General features: G+C 54.9%; 13 protein-coding genes and 1 pseudogene. 3 read left to right on the top strand and 11 right to left on the bottom strand.

The window, feature by feature from the left end; all coding sequences use genetic code 11:
• Window positions 1-5 precede the first annotated feature (5 nt).
• From ALO_RS00170 to ALO_RS22275, 5 genes and pseudogenes are all read right to left on the bottom strand, one after another.
• Entirely contained in the window at window positions 6-1,178 is a 1,173-nt protein-coding gene (locus tag ALO_RS00170; RefSeq protein ID WP_004091603.1) for a sensor histidine kinase, read from the bottom strand.
• A gap of 59 nt (window positions 1,179-1,237) precedes the next feature.
• Window positions 1,238-2,308 carry a magnesium/cobalt transporter CorA gene (gene corA / locus ALO_RS00165; RefSeq protein ID WP_413788486.1) on the bottom strand — a complete coding sequence of 357 codons (1,071 nt, stop codon included), beginning with the start codon at window positions 2,306-2,308 and terminating at the stop codon, window positions 1,238-1,240.
• 189 nt (window positions 2,309-2,497) lie between these two features.
• A pseudogene (locus ALO_RS00160) lies at window positions 2,498-2,728 on the bottom strand (MFS transporter); the annotation flags it as partial.
• A gap of 146 nt (window positions 2,729-2,874) precedes the next feature.
• On the bottom strand, window positions 2,875-4,203 hold the full coding sequence (locus tag ALO_RS00155; RefSeq protein ID WP_004091597.1) for a nucleobase:cation symporter-2 family protein: 1,329 nt from the start codon (window positions 4,201-4,203) through the stop codon (window positions 2,875-2,877).
• A 17-nt stretch (window positions 4,204-4,220) separates the two neighbouring features.
• Window positions 4,221-4,388 (bottom strand): hypothetical protein, encoded by a 168-nt coding sequence (locus tag ALO_RS22275; RefSeq protein ID WP_169313109.1) that lies wholly within the window; start codon window positions 4,386-4,388, stop codon window positions 4,221-4,223.
• Between the two features lie 367 nt (window positions 4,389-4,755).
• Here ALO_RS22275 and xdhA point away from each other — a divergent pair, with 367 nt between their 5' ends.
• From xdhA to xdhC, 3 genes are read left to right on the top strand one after another with little or no spacing between them, the layout of a single operon-like run.
• On the top strand, window positions 4,756-7,062 hold the full coding sequence (xdhA, locus tag ALO_RS00150; RefSeq protein ID WP_004091595.1) for a xanthine dehydrogenase subunit XdhA: 2,307 nt from the start codon (window positions 4,756-4,758) through the stop codon (window positions 7,060-7,062).
• Window positions 7,055-7,933, top strand: a complete 879-nt coding sequence (gene xdhB / locus ALO_RS00145; protein WP_004091593.1) for a xanthine dehydrogenase subunit XdhB — start codon at window positions 7,055-7,057, stop codon at window positions 7,931-7,933. The genes xdhA and xdhB overlap by 8 nt, the downstream gene beginning before the upstream one ends.
• Window positions 7,930-8,394: a xanthine dehydrogenase subunit XdhC gene (xdhC, locus tag ALO_RS00140; protein ID WP_004091592.1), complete on the top strand. Its 465-nt coding sequence runs from the start codon at window positions 7,930-7,932 to the stop codon at window positions 8,392-8,394. The genes xdhB and xdhC overlap by 4 nt, the downstream gene beginning before the upstream one ends.
• 70 nt (window positions 8,395-8,464) lie before the next feature.
• Here xdhC and ssnA read toward each other — a convergent pair whose 3' ends face one another.
• The 6 genes from ssnA to ALO_RS00110 form a co-directional block, all read right to left on the bottom strand.
• On the bottom strand, window positions 8,465-9,793 hold the full coding sequence (gene ssnA, locus ALO_RS00135; RefSeq protein WP_004091588.1) for a putative aminohydrolase SsnA: 1,329 nt from the start codon (window positions 9,791-9,793) through the stop codon (window positions 8,465-8,467).
• 14 nt (window positions 9,794-9,807) lie between these two features.
• Window positions 9,808-12,912, bottom strand: coding sequence for a putative selenate reductase subunit YgfK (gene ygfK / locus ALO_RS00130; RefSeq protein ID WP_004091587.1), 3,105 nt, complete (start codon window positions 12,910-12,912; stop codon window positions 9,808-9,810).
• Between the two features lie 13 nt (window positions 12,913-12,925).
• A complete protein-coding gene (gene xdh / locus ALO_RS00125; protein ID WP_004091586.1) occupies window positions 12,926-15,478 on the bottom strand; it encodes a selenium-dependent xanthine dehydrogenase in 2,553 nt (850 codons plus the stop codon).
• Window positions 15,466-16,869, bottom strand: a complete 1,404-nt coding sequence (gene hydA, locus ALO_RS00120) for a dihydropyrimidinase (RefSeq protein WP_004091584.1) — start codon at window positions 16,867-16,869, stop codon at window positions 15,466-15,468. The genes xdh and hydA overlap by 13 nt, the downstream gene beginning before the upstream one ends.
• A 140-nt stretch (window positions 16,870-17,009) precedes the next feature.
• Window positions 17,010-17,960: a carbamate kinase gene (arcC, locus tag ALO_RS00115; protein WP_004091583.1), complete on the bottom strand. Its 951-nt coding sequence runs from the start codon at window positions 17,958-17,960 to the stop codon at window positions 17,010-17,012.
• A 2-nt stretch (window positions 17,961-17,962) separates the two neighbouring features.
• On the bottom strand, window positions 17,963-18,967 hold the full coding sequence (locus ALO_RS00110) for an ornithine carbamoyltransferase (protein WP_004091582.1): 1,005 nt from the start codon (window positions 18,965-18,967) through the stop codon (window positions 17,963-17,965).
• Window positions 18,968-18,981 lie beyond the last annotated feature (14 nt).

The raw sequence follows: 18,981 nt of genomic DNA, 5'->3' as shown, positions 1-18,981 counted from the left end.
GAGCTTCACGGCTGAGCCAGCGGGACATTAATATACACCTTGGTCCCTTTGCCCTTCTGGGATTTTACGGAAACTTCCCCGCCTAGCAGAGACAGCCTCTCTTTCATTCCGGTCAGGCCAAAACTTTCGTTACTGATAATTTCCATCGAGTCAAACCCGGCTCCGTCATCTTCCACCGAAGCGGACACGGCATTAGGCCGGAAATCCAGGCGAACCCGCACCATCTTAGCTTTAGCGTGTTTTTCCACGTTAGTCAGGGCTTCCTGAATCACCCGGAACATACCGACTTCCGTCGAGGGGTCCAGGCGTATTTCCTGGCCCGACACACGGATTTCGGTACTGATGTCGCCCCGATCCTTCATATTGTCCAACAGGCGCTTAATGGTTGGCGCCAGACCTAAGTCATCCAAGGTCATAGGCCGCAGTCCGAAAATCAGCTTGCGGGTTTCCCGCAGCACCATTCGCACCTGTTCCCGCAATTCTTTTAATTCCTCTTTGGCCCGGTCTACATCGGTTTCAATCAGCCGTTCACAAACTTCGGCCCGAAATACCACATTGGCCATTGCCTGGGCGGGACCGTCGTGGATATCCCGGGCGACCCGCCGCCGCTCTTCTTCCTGAGCCTTGATGATCCGGGCACCATAAACCTGACGCTGCTGAATATTTTCCAGATGACTCAGCACATGACCCATCTGGTTGCTGAGAAAATTCAGGGCCACTCCCACCTGACTGGCCAGAATCTCGGCCTTATCAGCCGTTGTTTTTAAGGAACGCAGCCTAAGGTCCAACTCATCCCTCCGCCGGCGAAGATTAGCCTCCCGTTCCTGGGCCACTTCAATCTCCACCCGCAGATTCTCGGCATCCTGATAGACCTCCCGCGTCTGTTCCTCGGTGTACTGATGGAAGTTGCGGTGAACGTCCACCAGCCGCAGACGGGCGCGTCTTTCCCGCTTGGTCAGTTCGTCCACTTTAAAAATAATTTCAGCCGCTTCCTGTTTAATCCGCTCCACATCTTTACGGACATTTTCCATTTCATTGCGGGCGGCTTCATATATGTCAAAAATCTGAGCCTTGCCTTTTTCCACAGCCTCCATTGTCTGCCGGATAATCTGATCCAAGGCTTTTACATCAAGCTGCTCCATTTCATCTACATCCACCTTAAAATTGAAAACACTCATCTATATTCATTTCGCCATATTCCCGGCCATTCCTTTCTCGTACCTTGTGCCATTTAAAACTAGATCCAACCTTTGCGCTTAAAGTACCACAGCATCCCGCCGGCAATGGTTCCCATAACCAGCAATACCGCCGGATAACCCCAGTTCCATTCCAATTCCGGCATATGGCGAAAGTTCATGCCGTACAAACCCACGATAAAGGTCAGGGGCATAAAGATGGTGGAAATAATGGTCAGGACTTTAATTATCTGATTCATTCGGTTGCTGGCACCCGAAATGTACATGTCCAACAGCCCCAGGGCTACATCCCGATAGGTTTCCAAGGTGTCCAGGACCTGAGTAATATGATCATACACGTCCCGGATATAGAGCTGGGTAGGCTCTCGAAACAGACCGCTTTGGCCCCGTTCCAGGGTGCTGATCATTTCCCGCAGCGGCCAAACCGCTTTGCGAAAAACAAGCATTTGGGTTTTCAGGTCATGGATCTCCTGGAGGTTATCCTGGGAAGCTTGAGAAACGACGGCTTCCTCCAGACGCTCAATATCATCGCCAAACTGCTCCAGCACGCAAAAATAATGATCCACAATCGTATCAATCAAAGCATAAACCAGATAGTCGGCTCCCAATTTACGCATCTTGCCTTTGGGGTGGGTCAGGCGTTCGATCACCGGTGCAAATAAGCCACTGTCTTCTTCCAAGAAAGAAATGACATAATGGCCGCCAAGGATGAAACTGGCCTGGCCGGTGACAATCCGGCGGCCCTCCAGCATATAGATCTTGGTGACAATGAAATAATATTCGCCGAAATCCTCGCTTTTAGGCCGCTGTTCACTGCTGACGATGTCTTCCAGCACCAGCGGGTGCAGTGAAAAAACCTCTCCCAGCCGTTCGATGAGCGGCAGATTCAAAGTACCGGTGACATGGATCCAGGTAATGCCCTCCGGCAGTGGCGGAGCCAGTTCCTGAGACAGCATGCATTCCCGCCGCACCAGGTTTGCTTCATCATAATGAAACAATGTGATTTTGCTTTTGGCATCCCGCTCCAGATCCATATGCAGCAGGGATCCCGGGGGCAGTCCTATCTGTCTGGCCATCCGGTTCTTTGGCTTTTCGCTCCGCAATCTTGCCACCTCTCGTTCAGATATAATATCGTCAAAATGCTTGACTATACTTAAATGGGCCTGTGCAAATTCAACCATTCATAGTTTATTCATATTCCATAAAATATCATATATCACCAGATTCATTTTTGAACCGCCCCGGTATTCTAAACCAAAACAGGGCAACGAACTTATTTTGTCCGTGGCCCTGTACAAATTTTATATGTCTGGACTTACTTTTTGCTCCCGAATGGGCAAGTTAACCAGCGCCGCTAAACTTGCCAGTAAAACATCTGCATACCACATCCACAGATAGTTCCCGTCATGGACCACAGCCAAACCACCCAGCCAGGCGCCTAAAAAAGCTCCTATCTGATGGGTAAGTACCGTCAGGCCAAACAAGGTGGATAAATACTTCATGCCGAACAGTTTTCCCACCAGCCCCACAGATCATGCCTGATATTACAGAAATCCCGGTTATACCCTCCTGAATGTATTCATTTTAAACCGCCCGGCATCCAGTGAAGCCACAAAGAAAACAGGCCATTGAAACAAATTATCTCAATGGCCTGTTCTGAACCAGAAAAAATCAGTTTTTAGTTTGAACCGCTTTTCGCTCGAGCCGCCTGGGCCGGCTGGCTTACACCATTTAAAACAACGTTCAGTATAATAGCAGTAAGGCTGGCGGCCGTGATACCGCTATGGAGCATGACCTGGGCCCATTCCGGGAAGTTGGCGTAAAAGTCCGGCGCAGCCAGAGTAATCATCCCGATGCCTATGCTGATGCCGACAACCAGAATATTATAGGTCCCGTCAAAATCCACTTTGGATAACGTCTTGATGCCGCTGGCGGCTACCATGCCGAACATGGCAATACCGGCGCCGCCCAGCACCGCATTAGGAATCACCGAAACAACGGCGGCCATTTTGGGCAGCAGGCCCAGAACGACAAGGATGACCCCTGCGGTGGCAACGACAAAACGGCTTTTCACTTTGGTGAGACCTACCAAGCCCACATTCTGGGCAAAAGCAGTATAGGGGAAGCTGTTGAGAATGCCCCCCAAAACTGTAGAGAAGCCATCGGCCCTCAGGCATCTGGCCAAATCGTCCTGGGTAATCTCCTTGTCGATGATCTCGCCTACCGCGATACAGTCTCCGGTAGTCTCTACCATAACAACCAGCATCACCAGCGCCATTGATACGATGGAAGCAATGTCAAAGACAGGCATCCCAAAGTGGAAGGGGGTCGTAATCCCCAGCCAGTCAGCCTGGACAACCGCTGTAAAGTCTACCTTGTCAAAGGGAATAGAAATGAGTGTACCAGCGATTAAACCTAACAGTACGGCAATATTGCTCCAGAAGCCTTTCAAATAACGATTGAACGCCAAAACAAGAATGAGTACAAAGAAGGCAAGGGAAACATTCGACAGACTGGCAAAGTCCTTAGCTCCCACGCCGCCGCCGGCCCAGTTGACCGCAACCGGCATCAGGGTCACCCCGATCGTCGTGATAATGGTCCCGGTGACTACCGGCGGGAAGAAGCGGAGAAGACGGCTGAAATAAGGGGCAGCAAAGAAGGTCATGGCGCCGGCCACTAGAATGGAACCATAGATGGCCGTGATGCCGTGGGCCTTGCCGATAATAATCATCGGCGTTACTGCCGCAAAGGTTACCCCTTGGATCAAGGGGATGCGGACACCCATTTTCCAGAAACCGATGGTCTGAATGATGGTAGCGATACCGCAAGTAAATAAATCCGCGTTAATGAGATAAATCAGCTGTTCCTTACTCAGTCCCAGAGCATTGGCAATAATCAGCGGCACAGCAACCGCCCCGGCGTACATAGCCAAAACGTGCTGCAATCCATACGCAAACAGCTGCCCCATCGGCAGCATTTCATTTACCGGATGGCGAGAGTCACTCATTTTATCTCCTCATTTCTTCATAAAATTGAAGTACGATCAGCAATCATAGACCATTCTGTTGCTCCCGGTTTTACACCTTCCTTCTGACAAGCTGACCAGTCTGCATTTCCGATGGTACTGCTACAAATCGGACCAGTTTTTTCGGTTGCGCTATCTTCACAAATATCAAGCAAAATTCGTGCCATCTCAAATCCCCTTTGGCACTGCACTCACCTGCTTGTTTTTTGACGTTTCGCGATATTCCGCTGCACCGGCACTGTATCAAATTGGTACCCATTTCAGTTCACAGTCCTTATCCTCAGTCGTATCACCATTTACATGAGGTTCTGCCCAATTCCAATTCGATACGAAAAGTATCATAACGATACATTTTTTTGTATTTTTTCTACTTTTTTTATCATATAATTTTTCACCACTCTGCCCGCTTCCCTGTCACTACAAGCAGCAGCCCGGGCTTGGCATGAAATTTGCTCGTTTATCATTCTAAAGAAATTGCGCCTCAAAAGAGGGACGATAAAACCAGTTGCAAAAGGCAAGCAAAGGAGTGAAACTATGCAAATCATTGGAAGCAGCGTCGCCCGTATTGACGGCGTCAGCAAGGTATGCGGCAAAGCCGAATATGTGGATGATATTTTTGTCCGTCATATGCTGCATGCCAAGCTCTTGCGCAGCACCATTGCCAACGGCCGGGTTAGGCGGATCGACACGGCGAAAGCCGGGACGCTGCCGGGAGTGGAAGCCGTGGTGACGTTTGAAGATGTTCCGTTTCATACCTTTCCCACAGCCGGACATCCTTACAGCACCGACCCTAAGCATCAGGACGTGGCTGACCGTCATCTGCTGACCGGCCGCGTCCGGCTGTGGGGTGACGAAATTGCCGCTGTGGTGGCAGCGGATGAACTGACCGCCGAAAAGGCCCTCCGGCTTATCGATGTGGAGTATGAGGAATATTCTCCTATCCTCAATGGCGAAGACGCCCTGCAAGAAAACGCACTGGAAATCCATGCCGGCACGAAAAATATCATCAAAAAAACCGGCTACCAATTAGGCAACCTGGAACAAGCCTTTGCCGAAGCGGATTATATTCTGGAAGGCGATTACAAAACCAGCGTTGTCCAACACTGCGCCATGGAAAATCACAGCGCCTTCGCCTATGTGGATGCCACCGGCCGGATCGTCATCTGCTCGTCCACCCAGATTCCTCACATTTGCCGCCGGATTGTCGGCCAGGCGCTGGGGATTCCCTGGGGAAAGGTCCGGGTGATTAAACCGGCTGTGGGCGGCGGTTTCGGCAGCAAGCAGGACGTTGTGGTGGAGCCCCTGGCCGCTTTTCTCAGCACGAAAGTGAACGGCCGGCCGGTGAAACTGGAATTGAGCAGGGAAGAAACCTTCATTGCCACCCGTACCCGTCATGCCATGAATTACTGGCTGAAATCAGGAGTCAAAAAAGACGGAACGCTGCTAGCCCGCCAAGCCAGGATTATTTCCGTCAACGGCGCCTATGCCTCTCACGGACATTCCATCGGCGCCAAATGCTCCGGTACGGTACGTGTACAGTATAAACAAAAAGCGGTGGAATGTGAAGTCACAACTGTATATACCAATATGCCGGCTGCGGGCGCCATGCGGGGCTATGGCATTCCCCAGGTCATTTTCGCCCTGGAATGTCACATGGAAGATTTGGCCCGGGCCATTGGTATGGACCCGCTGGAATTCCGGCTGAAAAACTTTCATGAACCCGGCTTTGTCGATCCGCTTAACGGGGTCAAGGCCCATACCAGCGGGTTATGGGAGTGCGTCGAAAAGGGAAGGAAGCTCATCCGCTGGGATGAACAGAAAGCGGCCAACAGGAATCAGACCGGTCCGAAACGCCGGGGCATAGGCGCGGCCTGCTTCTATTACGGCACCGCCACCTGGCCGGTAGGACTGGAACTGGCCGGGGCCCGCATTGTTCTCAACCAGGACGGTTCGGTTCAACTGCAGGTCGGCGCTACGGAAATCGGTCAGGGCAGTGACACGGTCTTTGCCCAAATGACGGCGGAGATACTTGGCATCCCCCTGGACTGGGTTCATGTGGTCTCGGTCCAGGACACGGATATAACCCCCTTCGACACCGGCTCCTATGCCTCCCGCCAGACTTACGTATCCGGCGGCGCCGTAAAAAAAGCTGCTGAGGAAATCAAGGCGAAAATCCTGGAACGCTGCCGCTTGATGACTGATATTCCTATTCATTCCCTGGACATCGCCGACGGCTGGGTTATCTATAAACAAAGCCGCGAAAGACTGAAATCCCTGGAAAGCATCGCCCTGGACAGCTACTACAACTTGGCGGCTGCCGCCCCCATCACCGCCGACGTGTCTTACCAGGCCCGCACCAATGCTTTCGCCTACGGCTGCACCTTTGTGGAAGTGGAAGTCGATATTCCCACCGGTAAGGTGGATGTGCTTCAGATCTATAATATCCACGATTCAGGAAAAATTATCAATCCGGATTTGGCCACCGGTCAGGTCCACGGCGGCGTCAGCATGGCTCTTGGTTATGCCCTGTACGAACAGATGCTGTTCGATCCTAAAAGCGGCAAACCCCTTAACAACAACCTCTTAGATTACAAACTGATGACTGCCGCCGATACGCCGAAAATCGGCGTAGCCTTTGTGGAAACCGACGATCCTACCGCGCCCTTCGGCAACAAGGCTCTAGGGGAGCCACCCGCCATTTCCGCCGCACCGGCCATTCGCAATGCCGTCCTGGATGCCACTGGCGTCGCCATCAACGAGCTTCCTTTAAACCCGCAGCGCCTGTTTGAAAGATTTAAAGCGGCAGGGCTGATTGAACAGGAGGAGTGCTGTCATGTTTGATATCGCCAACTACGAAGAAGCCCGTGACCTGGAACAGGCCATTGAGCTCTTAACCAAGGACCCAAGGGCTAAACTGGTGGCCGGCGGCACCGATATACTGCTCCATGTCCGGGAGGGCAAGCTGCCGGAGGCGCATCTGGTCAGCATTCACGAGGTAGCGGAATTAAAGGGAATTCATCTGGAGGCTGACAGTACCATTGTCATTAAGCCGGTCACCACCTTTACCCAAGTATCCTCCCACCCTTTAATCCGGGAGCATTTACCCTTTCTGGGGGAAGCGGTGAATTGGGTGGGCGGCCCTCAGACCCGCCATGCGGGGACCATCGGCGGCAACATCTGTAACGGAGCCACCTCCGCCGACAGCGCCCCCACCCTGTTTGCATTAAACGCCCGCCTGCAGATCACCGGACCCGCCGGAATCCGGACCATTGCCATTCAGGATTTTTACACAGGTCCGGGCAAAGTGGCTCTGACTCAGGGTGAAATTCTGACCGCCATTCGGATCGCGCCGGAGGATTATCGGGGCTTCAGCGGCCATTACATCAAATACGCCATGCGTAATGCCATGGATATCGCCACCCTGAGCTGCTCCGTACTCTGTAAGTTAGGCGATGCCAACCTGGTAGAAGACTTCCGGCTGGCTCTGGGGGTAGCGGCGCCCACTCCCATACGCTGTCTCAAAACCGAAACAGCGGTAAAAGGCCAAACTTTCAGCAAAGAACTGGCAGCAACCGCAGGCAAGACCGCTGTCACCGAAGTCAATCCCCGGACTTCCTGGCGCGCCTCCAAAGAATACCGGCTGCAGTTGGTGGCAGAGCTAAGCAAACGTGCCTTCCGGGAAGCTGTGGCGAAAAGGAGGAATCCGGCATGAACACAAAAAAAATCAGCTTTCGGGTAAACGGTCAGGCTGTCACCCTGGAGGCGGACGTCCGGGAGTCTTTATTAGAAGCATTGCGCAACAAGCTGAATCTGATGGGGACGAAAAAAGGCTGCGGCGTAGGCGAATGCGGCGCCTGTACCGTCCTCATCAATGGGGAGACTATCGACACCTGCATCTACCTGGCGGTCTGGGCTGACGGCAAAGAAATCCGCACCGTGGAAGGAGAAGCCAAAGAAGGCCGGTTGTCAAAAGTCCAGCAGGCCATGCTGGACGAAGGCGCTGTCCAGTGCGGTTTTTGCACTCCCGGTTTCGTGATGAGCATCACCGCCATGGCTGAAAGCGGTCAAACCTTCACCACGGAAGAGATCAAAAAAGAACTGTCCGGCAACATGTGCCGCTGCACCGGATATCAGAATATCGTCAGAGCAGCCGAAAAAGTACTGCAGAAATAGAGAGACTAAAAGAGGGCTGTTTCTCCTGACCTTGTCAGAGAAACGGCCCTCTTTCCGTTCTATTTCGGCATTAAGGAAGTTTATCCATATTGTTCCACAGGCGCTGGGCAGCTCTACGGGCTTTGTCATAAATGAGCTTGACATCAAAGGCAAATTCCCGGTTTTCCAGGATGATCTCACCATTGATGACAACTGTCTTCACATCCCGTGAATCCAGGCCAAATGCCAAATGCCCGCCAATGTTTTCCGGTTGCAGCGGCGTCGGCGAGTCATAGTCCAGAATGGTCAGATCGGCTTTATAACCGGGGGCGACCTGGCCAAATTTGGCGTCGAAATAGCGGCCTAACAGGTCGTTGCCGTTATGGAGGAATTTAAGGTAGCTGTCCGGCCATAGAGGGCCGCCGGCGTCTTTGTGCTTGAAGCAGGCGAATTTGAATTCTTCCAGCATGTCGCTGCCGATCCCGTCGGTTCCCAGGGCAACGTTCTTATAGCAGGATATCTTATGGTTATAGCCCACGTTGTTGTTCATATTGGAGCGGGCGTTATGGACCAGGTAGGCGTCATGCTGATTGATCAGATCAATCTCCTGATCGGACAGATACACACCATGAGCGAACAGGGCTTTGTTATTGACCAGACCGAATTCGCGGAGCCGGGTGATGAGATCCTTTTTGTATTGGTGATGGGAGAAAGATATGTCATAGCGGTCTTCCGCCACATGGATGTGGAGGCCCCGGCCGGTTTCCCGGACAGCTTCGGCCAGCAGCCTAAGTCCTTCCTCCGGCACAGTGACCGGAGTGTGGGCGCCGATCATGGCTTCCACAAGATAGTCGCCCCGGCTGGCCTGTTTGTCTCGTTCACAGAGCCTGGCGAACTCCACATTCTCGGTTACGCCGGCCTCCACTTCCCGCATCCCGCCGTTCCGGTCGGTAGTTTCGTAGCAGGTAATGCCTCTCAGCCCCACTTCTTCAAAGGCTTGCTTCAACACCTTCAGGGAGCCTTTGATAAAGCCGGGAGACGCGTGGTGGTCAATAACCGAGGTCACGCCGCAGCGGACGGCTTCCAGGGAACAGACCATGCCGCTGTAATAGAGGATTTCTTCATCAATGGCCCGGTCCAGACGCCACCAGAGATTTTCCAGCACTGAGACAAAATCGGGACTGGGTTTAATGTTCGCCATAACCCCCCGGGACAACCCGGAGTAAAAATGGTTGTGACTGCAGACGATACCGGGCATCACCATTGCACCGGCCAGATCGATCACCCGGTCGGCCTGACGGCCGCCGGCAATACCGGCACCTACCTCGACAATCTTGGTCCCGTCAATCACGATATCCATGCCGGCTTTCACCGCCGGGGGCTGAAATTCAACAATTGTGGCATTTTTTAATATCAGCATGGTTCTCCCCCCTTTTATTCGTCTACCGGACCAAATAAAGCCTTCTGTTCGGCGTAAAGCTTATTGAAAATCCGGCATAGATTCGCTAATACAGAGCCTGCAGCGCCTGCCGTCAAAACGCCATTTTTCAGAGGCAGGGTCTGGACCGCGCCTTCGCAACGCACCAGTACGGCATCCCCCTGTACCAGGAATCCCGGATTTTTGCTGGCCGCAAAATCTTGTTTCAAACTGAATAACGTGAGCTTATCGGTGTAAGGCCGTCCGTCCCAGGGACAGAAGGTGGCGCAGTTACCGCACTCGTTGCAATAGGCGTCGACATGGACAATCTGATAGTAATTATGGAAGCCGTCCAGGTGTACGGCCATATTAGCCCGGTTCGGACAGACCTCCACGCACTTGTTGCAGACATAGCTGCACTCCAGGCAGCGGCTGCTTTCAACCGCGCCCACAGCCGGGTTCACCGGTTCGGAACTATCTACCGGCGCTTCGGCCTGCCAGGTAAGTCCCAGTTTCTTGCTCCTGATGCCTCTGACTTGCTCAGCGCAGGCCGCAGGCGGAACAAATCCGCTCCGGCTCCAGGCGGGATTCTCCGCCCGGCAGATAGCGTCAGCCGTCTGCCGGGCGGCGGCAATGCCTTTGACGATGGAGGACGGCCCGGTGCAGGCATCCCCTGCCAGGTATACTCCCGGCAAAGCAGTCTCGCCGGTTTCCCGGTTCACGGCCCCGATTCCCAGGGACTGCAGCAACGCCTGGTCCACCTCTTCGCCGATGGCGGTAATCACGGTGTCGATCTTCATAGACCGCAGCTCGCCGGTTGGTTCCGGTTTGCGCCGGCCGCCGGCAGCCGGTTCTCCCAGTTTCATCACCCGGCAGACCAGGGTTTCGCCGTCGAGCTTCTCCGGATTCAGCAGGAAGTGGAACTGTACCTGATCGGCTGCAGCCAACTCATACTCTTCCCGGTAAGCCGGCATTTCTTTTTCCGTCCGGCGGTAAACCACGCAGGAAGTTTCCACCCCCGCCACTTTCAGGGCCGTCCGGGCCGCGTCCATAGCCGTGTTGCCCGCGCCGATTACCGCCACATGCTTGCCTATCCGGAGAGAAGCGGCCGCCTTATTATACTGTTCCAGGAACTTCAGGGCGGGAATGACTTGGGCTGAACCGCCTTCCAGGGAGAAAGGCTTCTCGGCGTCGGCGCCCACAGCCACCACCACATATTTATAGCCTTGAGACCGGAGAGCCGCCGGCGTCAGGCCGGGATCCGAGCGAAACACAAACTCCACGCCGTGATCCCTGATAAAGTTGACATCACTGTCAATCGCCGCGTCACTGATACGGAAGCGGGGAATAACGTGGCGCACGGTGCCGCCGGCTGATTCCCGGGGGTCAAAAACAGTAACGCCGAAGCCTTCCCGGGTCAGAAAATAGGCCGCGGCCAATCCGGCGGGGCCGGCTCCCAGGACAGCAACCTTGACTTCCTTGATTTTCGCCGCTGCCCCCCACCGTTTCCGGTACTCGTCAAACCCTTTCTTTACGGCAATCCGCTTGATCTCCCGAATGAGGACGCTGCCTTCGTAATCCATACGGGTACAGTGGTACTGACAGGCATGATCACAAATATGACCGGTGATGGAAGGCAGGGGGTTCTTTTCGTAAATCAGTTCCAGGGCTTCGGCATAGCGTTTCTGGCCCACCAGCTGAATATATTCGGGAATATCCTGATGAATGGGACAGGCCGCTTTACACGGGGCTTCAGCGCAGTCAAAGAGGGGCAAACCGCCGGGAATACTGATCTTCGCCGTGTCCCGGTAGTGTTTCCGAACGTAGCCGGCACTCAGAGATTGACCGGCCAGGGCCTCCACTTTTCCCACATCAATGCTGGTTTTTCCCCAGTCCTCCCGGGCTTCCAGTTTGGCCGCAATAGCCGACAGCCGGTTATAGCCCCCTGGCTTCAGCAGTTCAGTCGCCAGAGTAATCGGCTGAATACCGGCGGCAAACACTTCTTCCACATTATGTTCACTGATGCCGGCGGAGAAGGAAATCGGCAGCTTGCCGTCAAATTCCCGGCAAACCTTGGCCGCCAGATTGATGGACAAGGGGAACAGAGCCCGGCCGGACATATACATTTCGCCCCCCGGCAGCTGTTTCTTAAAATTCACCGCTCCCAGGGTATTGGTCAGCTTCACGCCGAAAAAGCGGTTATGGTCCGCGGCCAGCTTGACCAGCCGCTTCAGCATGGGAATGGCGTCCTGATACTGCAGGTCATGGTCAAAGGATTCCTGCTTCAGCGGTACATAGTCAAAGCCAAGATCATCCAGCATCCGCCGCACTGTCGGAAAGGACAGCAGGGTCGGGTTCAGCTTTACGAAGGTTTGCAGTTTCTTCTCGGTCAGCATGTAAGCGCAAATTTTTTCAATTTCCGCCGGCGGACAGCCATGCATGGTGGAGAGTGTGACCGATTGGCAGATTTTTGCTGAAATCCGCTCAGGCAGATCCAAAATAGCCGGCAGGCGGTTCTCCCGGCCGGTGCCCTTGAGAAAACCGCCGTCCTGCAGGGCAGTCTTTAGCTCCCGCCGGTAACGTTCAAAGGAAGGGTGACCGGCCGCATCGATCAGACTATTGATGTAGCGGTCCATGCGGGGCAGCCGGATTCCTTCCATGGTGTAGCCCACGCTCATATTGAACACAAAGGAGCGGTCTTTGCCGCTGCGGAGTTCAAACACTTCCTCGATCAAATGCAGCAGAATCCAGGCCTTGATATATTCGTCATAGGCCTTCTCCAGCGTATATTCACTGGACCATTCGGTGTTAAACCCTTCGTCCTGGGCGTCAATGCAGGGCTTCTCCACCGGCGGCTCTTTCTCTTGCACTGTCTTCAACTCAATAAACCGGCTCCCCGCCAAATACGAGGTGATAATATTCTGGGCCAGTTGGGTGTGGGGCCCGGCAGCCGGGCCAAGGGGCATTTCGCAGGATTCTCCGAAAATGGAAACGGCTTTGCCGCCTGTCTTGCGGAAAAAGCTGCTTTCCGGCAATGCAAAAACAGAACGGCCTGCAGAATATTCCTGGAATATCCGGCAGATTAATTCCCGGAAGGGAATGGGCCGCATCAGATCTCCCATAAATTACTCCTCCTTATTTTTTACGGCTGTAAGGGGTGTCGGCCAGAGGCAGCTGAGTCCGCAGCCTGCCGTCCCGCCGGAAGTAAGCGCCGGCCACTGCCGGGGCTACGGGAATGGCGGTAATTTCGCCTACGCCCTTCGCGCCATAAGCCAGTTCGTCTGGATTTTTTTCCACGATCAGGCTTTCGATTGCGGGAGCCTGGCTGGAACGGAATAATCCCAGGGTGCCAAATTTAACCATCGGTACACCGTCTTTCAGCGGGAAGTCTTCAGTAAGGGCATAGCCCAGTCCCATGACTACGCCGCCTTCGATTTGTCCCTCCACATTTGTGGGGTTGATGGCCTTGCCTACATCATGGGCCGCCACCACCTTGGCCAGTTTACCGGCGTCGTCTAAAAGGACCACATGGGTAGCGTAGCTATAAGCCACATGACTCACCGGATTCGGTTTATCCGACCCCATCGGGTCGGTAACCCCTGTATACTCGCCGCAGTATTCGCGGCCGCTGAGGCTGGCCAGATCGGAATTCTCCAGGTCTGCTCTCAGCTTAAGAGCGGCTCTGCGGACTGCCTCGCCGGTAAATACCGTTTGCCGTGACGCCGTACTGGTCCCCGCATTCGGCGTAAGAGCCGTATCCGGGGCGTGGAACGCGGTTTGACGGCAGTCGAGCCCGGTGGTTTCACACACGATCTGGGTCATGACCGTGGCCAAACCTTGGCCCATACAGGCGGCGGCAGTCAGGATCAGGGCCTTGCCGTCCTGAATTTTGATTTTTGCCCGGCCGGTGTCCGGTACGCCAACGCCGAGTCCGGTATTTTTCATCGCACAGGCGATACCGGCGTCAGGGCTGGACTCAAAGACATCTTTCACTGCCAGCAGGGTTTCTTTCACGGCTGTCCCTCCGTCGGCAATCTGACCGTTAGGCAGTACGTCTCCCGGTTCAATGGCGTTGCGAAACCGGATTTCCCAGGGAGAAATCCCTGCTTTTTCCGCCAGCAGGTTAATATTGGTTTCCATGGCAAAACAGGACTGAGTCACGCCAAAACCGCGAAAGGCGCCGGCAGGCGGATTATTGGTATACAGACCCCGGCCGGTAATTTCCACGTTGGCGATCCGGTAGGGTCCGGCAGCGTGAGTACAGGCCCGCTGCAACACCGGCCCTCCCAGAGAGGCATAAGCGCCGGTATCGGACAGAAGCTCGGCTTTCATGGCGGTAATGATGCCGTTTTCATCACAGACCGTGGTAAATTCCATTTCCATGGCGTGCCGTTTAGGATGAATATTGATGCTTTCCTGGCGGGTCAGGGTCAGTTTCACCGGCTTTTTGCAGTACCAGGCCAACAGAGCCGCGTGGTGCTGCACCGACAAGTCTTCTTTGCCGCCGAAGCCCCCTCCCACCATCTTGCTGATCACTCTCACCTGGTGGTCTTCGACTCCCAGCAGGGACACAATGCCATGGTGATCGTCATATACATTCTGGCCGCCCGTATATACCACCAGAGTACCGTCAGCCTCCGGCATGGCCAGGGCGCTTTCCAGCTCTAAAAAAGCATGTTCGGTAGGCGGCGTAACATAACACTGGGTAACGACATATTTGGCGGCGGCAATGGCCGCGTCCGCATTGCCCCGTCTTAATACCGTCCGGGACAGCAGGTTGCCTTTAGGATGAATTTGCGGCGCACCTTCGGCCAGGGCTTCCCGGGGCGAGGTTACCGGTTTGCGCTCTTCGTATTCCACCTTAATCAGTTTGACAGCTTCCCTGGCGATTTTTTTCGATACCGCCGCCACGGCAGCCAAAGCGTCGCCGATGTAGCGGGATTCTTCCCCTTCGGCGATGAAGGCCGGCCAGTCCGGGATGATGTGGCCCTGGCTGCGGCGTCCGGGTATGTCTTTGGCGGTGATGACCGTCGCTACGCCGGGAAGGGCCTGGGCCGCCGTTATATCGATGCTCTTGATGAAAGCCCGGGGGCTGGGTGTGCGGAGAACGGCGCCATAAAGCATGCCGGGGACCTTCATGTCGTCGACATACTCTGCTGTCCCCAGAATTTTTGCCGGCGCATCCAGCCGGGGCATCCGGTCTCCTACCTTATACGGGATATCTGCCGGCAGCGCAGTATTTTCCCGCAAGGCCTTAGCGGCCATGAGTACGGCCTGCTCGATTTTTACATAGCCGGTGCAGCGGCAGACATTGCCATGGAGGGCTTGCTTGACCTCGGCCCTGGATGGATCCGGATTTTTGTCAATCAAGCCTTTGGCGCTGATAACCATTCCCGGAATGCAAAAGCCGCACTGCACTGCCCCTGCTGCCGTAAAAGCCCAGGCATACAGGTCCTTCTCCCGCGGGGAGAGGCCTTCCACCGTCAAGACCGCTTTGCCCTGAACCTTGGCGGCGGTCAGCAGGCAAGCCCGGCTGGCTTTACCGTCCACCAGCACCATGCATGCGCCGCAAGCGCCTTCGCCGCAGCCGTTTTTCACCGAAGTCAGATTTTGCTCCCGCAGGTAATCCAGTAAATTAAGGTCCTCCGCTATTGTTACCGGTATTCCGTTCAAGTTCATTGTGAACATATCCGTTCACCCCTTCCCCAAAAGGGTTTGCGGCGCAAAAATTGACCGGTCCTGTCATTCTCGGCCAACTTGCCGTTTTCTACAATCTGCCTGCCGCGCAAAAATACATGCCGCGCCGCGCCGGTCTGCCGGATCCCTTCATAGGGCGTATAATCCACCCGCTGGGTTTGTCCGGCAGCGGTAATCCCGAAGCTTCGCTGCGGGTCCCACACCACAATGTCGGCATCGCTGCCAACGGCAATGGTTCCCTTCCGAGGGAACAGGCCAAACAGCCTGGCCGCGTTTGTAGACGTAAGGGCTACATACTGGTTCAGGCTGATTCTGCCGGTCAGCACGCCGTAAGTATAGAGCAGCCCCATCCGGTGCTCCACCCCCGGCGCGCCGTTGGGAATTTTGCTGAAGTCATAATAGCCCCGGTCCTTTTGACCGCTGTAGTTAAAGGAACAATGGTCGGTGGCAACCGTATCCAAAGTCCCGGCGCGCAAGCCATTCCACAGAGCCGTCTGGTCTTCCCGCTTTCTAAGGGGAGGAGACATCACATACTTAGCCCCGCTGAAATCCTCGGTCAGATAGGCCGAGTCGTCCAATAACAAATATTGCGGACAGGTCTCGGCGTAGACTTCCACTCCCCGGCTCCGGGCAGCCGCCACCTCCGCCAGGCCGGCTCCGGTGCTTAAATGCACGACGTAAAGGGCGGCCCCGGCCATTTCCGCCAAAGCAACGGCCCGGGAGACCGCCTCCCGTTCCACCGCTGCCGGCCGGCTGAGAGAATGATACCGGGGCGCGGTATGCCCCTGATCCAGGGCTTCCTGCACCAACGCGGCCACCACATCGCCGTTTTCACAATGGAGGCTCACCAACGCGCCTACCTCCCGGCTCCGTTTGAGGGCCCCGAAAATGGCGCTGTCATCCGCCTGGAGGACATTTTTATAAGCCATATACAGCTTAAATGAAGTGACGCCGCTGGCGACCATGTCCGCCATTTCTCGCCGGACGGCGGGATGCCAGTCGGTGATGGCCATATGGAAACCGTAGTCGGCGCAGCACTTGGCCGCGGCCTTGGCATGCCAGTCGGCCAGGGCCCCGGTTAGAGTTTCCCCTTTATTCTGCGTGGCAAAATCAATAATGGTGGTGGTGCCGCCCACCACGGCGGCAGCCGTGCCGCTGGCAAAATCATCGGCTGTGGAAAACTCCCCTGCCGGCAAGTCAAAATGGGTGTGGGGGTCAATCCCCCCAGGTAGAAGATAGCAGCCGTCAACATTCAGAACCCGGTCGCCGGCTTGTTCCAGCCCCCGGCCGATGGCAGCGACTGTTTCGCCCTCCAGCCTAAGGTCGGCCTGGCAGCAGTCCGCTGCCGTGATGATGGTCCCGTTTTTTAACACTGTACCCATACGAATCTCTCCCCGGCCAGGCTGAGGCCTGACTCAGATCTATGTGACATATAACAGTTATATAAAGCTTTTTGCAATAATCTGATTATTTTAAAGCCAAGTTGCGCGGGGAACCTTGCCGGATTCCCCGCGTAACTTGATCATGCCCGGATATGAGTTCCGGTTTGCCCGGCGATCGCTTTTTCCAGGGATTCCGGATTGGTGATGATCGCCTTCTTGCCGCCCTTTTCCAGGAAGCGAATAATCGCCTGGATTTTCGGCAGCATGCTGCCGGGAGCGAAATGGTTTTCCGCCGCATACTGTTTCAACTGCGACAGGCTGACAGTATCCAAAGTGGTTTGATTCGGCCGGCCGAAATTCAGGCACACCTTTTCCACCCCGGTGGAAATGATGAGCACGTCGGCCCCAATCTCCGAAGCCAGCAGGCTGGAGGCAAAGTCTTTATCAATCACCGCGTCGACGCCGGTCAGAGTGCCGTCGGCGTTCCGGACCACCGGAATCCCGCCGCCGCCCACACCGACAACACAGTAGCCGCTTTGAATCAGTCCGGCAATGATGTCTTTCTCCACAATCTCCTGGGGCTGGGGTGAGGCTACCACCCGGCGGTAGCCCCGGCCGGCATCGCTGACCATCACCCAGTCGGGATGGTCTTGCTGAATGGCTGCGGCTTGCTCCTGAGTGTAAAAAGAGCCGATCGGCTTCGTGGGTTTCTGAAAAGCGGCGTCATGGGGATCCACCACTACCTGGGTAACCACCGCTATCGCTTTTTTCGCCAGACCCCGTTTGGCAAACTCGTTATCCAAAGCCTGCTGAATTTGATACCCGATGGCTCCCTGGGTGTCGGCGCCGCAGATAAACAGCGGCACGGCATGCATGGAGGCTACTTGCTGGGCAATCTCGGAGCGCCGCAGGATGAAACCCACCTGGGGGCCGTTGCCATGGGTTACAATGACGTCATAACCCTGAGCAACCATGCCGGCAATATGTTTTGCCGTTTCACAGACAGCCTGGTATTGATCCTCTACCTTCTGACGGCTGTCATCCTGAATCAGCGAATTGCCGCCAATGGCGATGACGACTTTTTTGCCCATGATTATCTGCCGCCCATTAACAGGGTCATAACTGCTTTGGCGGTATGGAGCCTGTTTTCCGCTTCATCGTAGACGATGGAGTGAGGACCGTCGATGACGGAATCTTCCACTTCGTTGTTCCGGTCAGCCGGCAGGGCATGCATGTACATGACGTTTTTGTCGGCGGCAACCATCTTGGCTTCGGTGCACTTCCAGCCCTTGTGGGCTTTCAGCTTGTCATCCACCACCGCAACGGCGCCGGCAGCGGCCAAACCGGTCTGGTCGTTCACCCAGTTGCCCCAGTTTTTCGGAATGACAATATGGGCGCCGGCGTAAGCTTCGGCTTCGTTATCGGTGACTTTCACCGAGCCGCCGTATTTTGCCGCGTTCTCTTTGGCCTGGGCAATGACCCAGTCAGGCAGTTCCCAGCCTTTGGGGTGGGCCAGGGTAACGTCCATGCCGTAGCGGGGGAACAGCAGCACTTGGGATACAGGCACCGAGATCGGCTTCTTATGGCTCTCGGCGTAGGCCCAGATGATGGAGATCTTTACGCGTTTCAGATCGCCGATTTTTTCTTTCATGGTCATCAGGTCAGCCAGGGCCTGGAACGGATGATACAAGTCGCATTGGAGGTTCATGACCGGCTTGCTAGACCATTTCGCCATTTCGTTCAGGTATTTGTTGCCATAGCCCCAGTTGCAGTAGCGGCAGGCAATGGCATGACCGAAACGGGACAGAATAATCGCGGTGTCTTTGGCGCTTTCCCCGTGGGAAATCTGCATGCTGCTGGAATCAAGGAATCCCGCGTGGCCGCCCAGTTGAGCGAAGCCGGCTTCCATGGAGTTCCGGGTCCGGGTGGATTGCTCGAAAAACATCAGAAACATCGACTGGTGCAGCAAATAGGGAGTCGGTTCGCCCATGGCAAATTTTTTCTTGAGGTCTAAAGAAACCTCAAGTATGGTATCCACTTCTTCTTTGGTGAAATCTTCCAAATTAATAAAATGACGGCCGCGGAAAATAGATTGCATTATGAAATTCCCCC

Source organism: Acetonema longum DSM 6540, from assembly GCF_000219125.1.
In the GTDB taxonomy this organism is placed as follows: domain Bacteria; phylum Bacillota; class Negativicutes; order Sporomusales; family Acetonemataceae; genus Acetonema; species Acetonema longum.
This window is presented reverse-complemented; position numbering and strand designations above follow the sequence as displayed.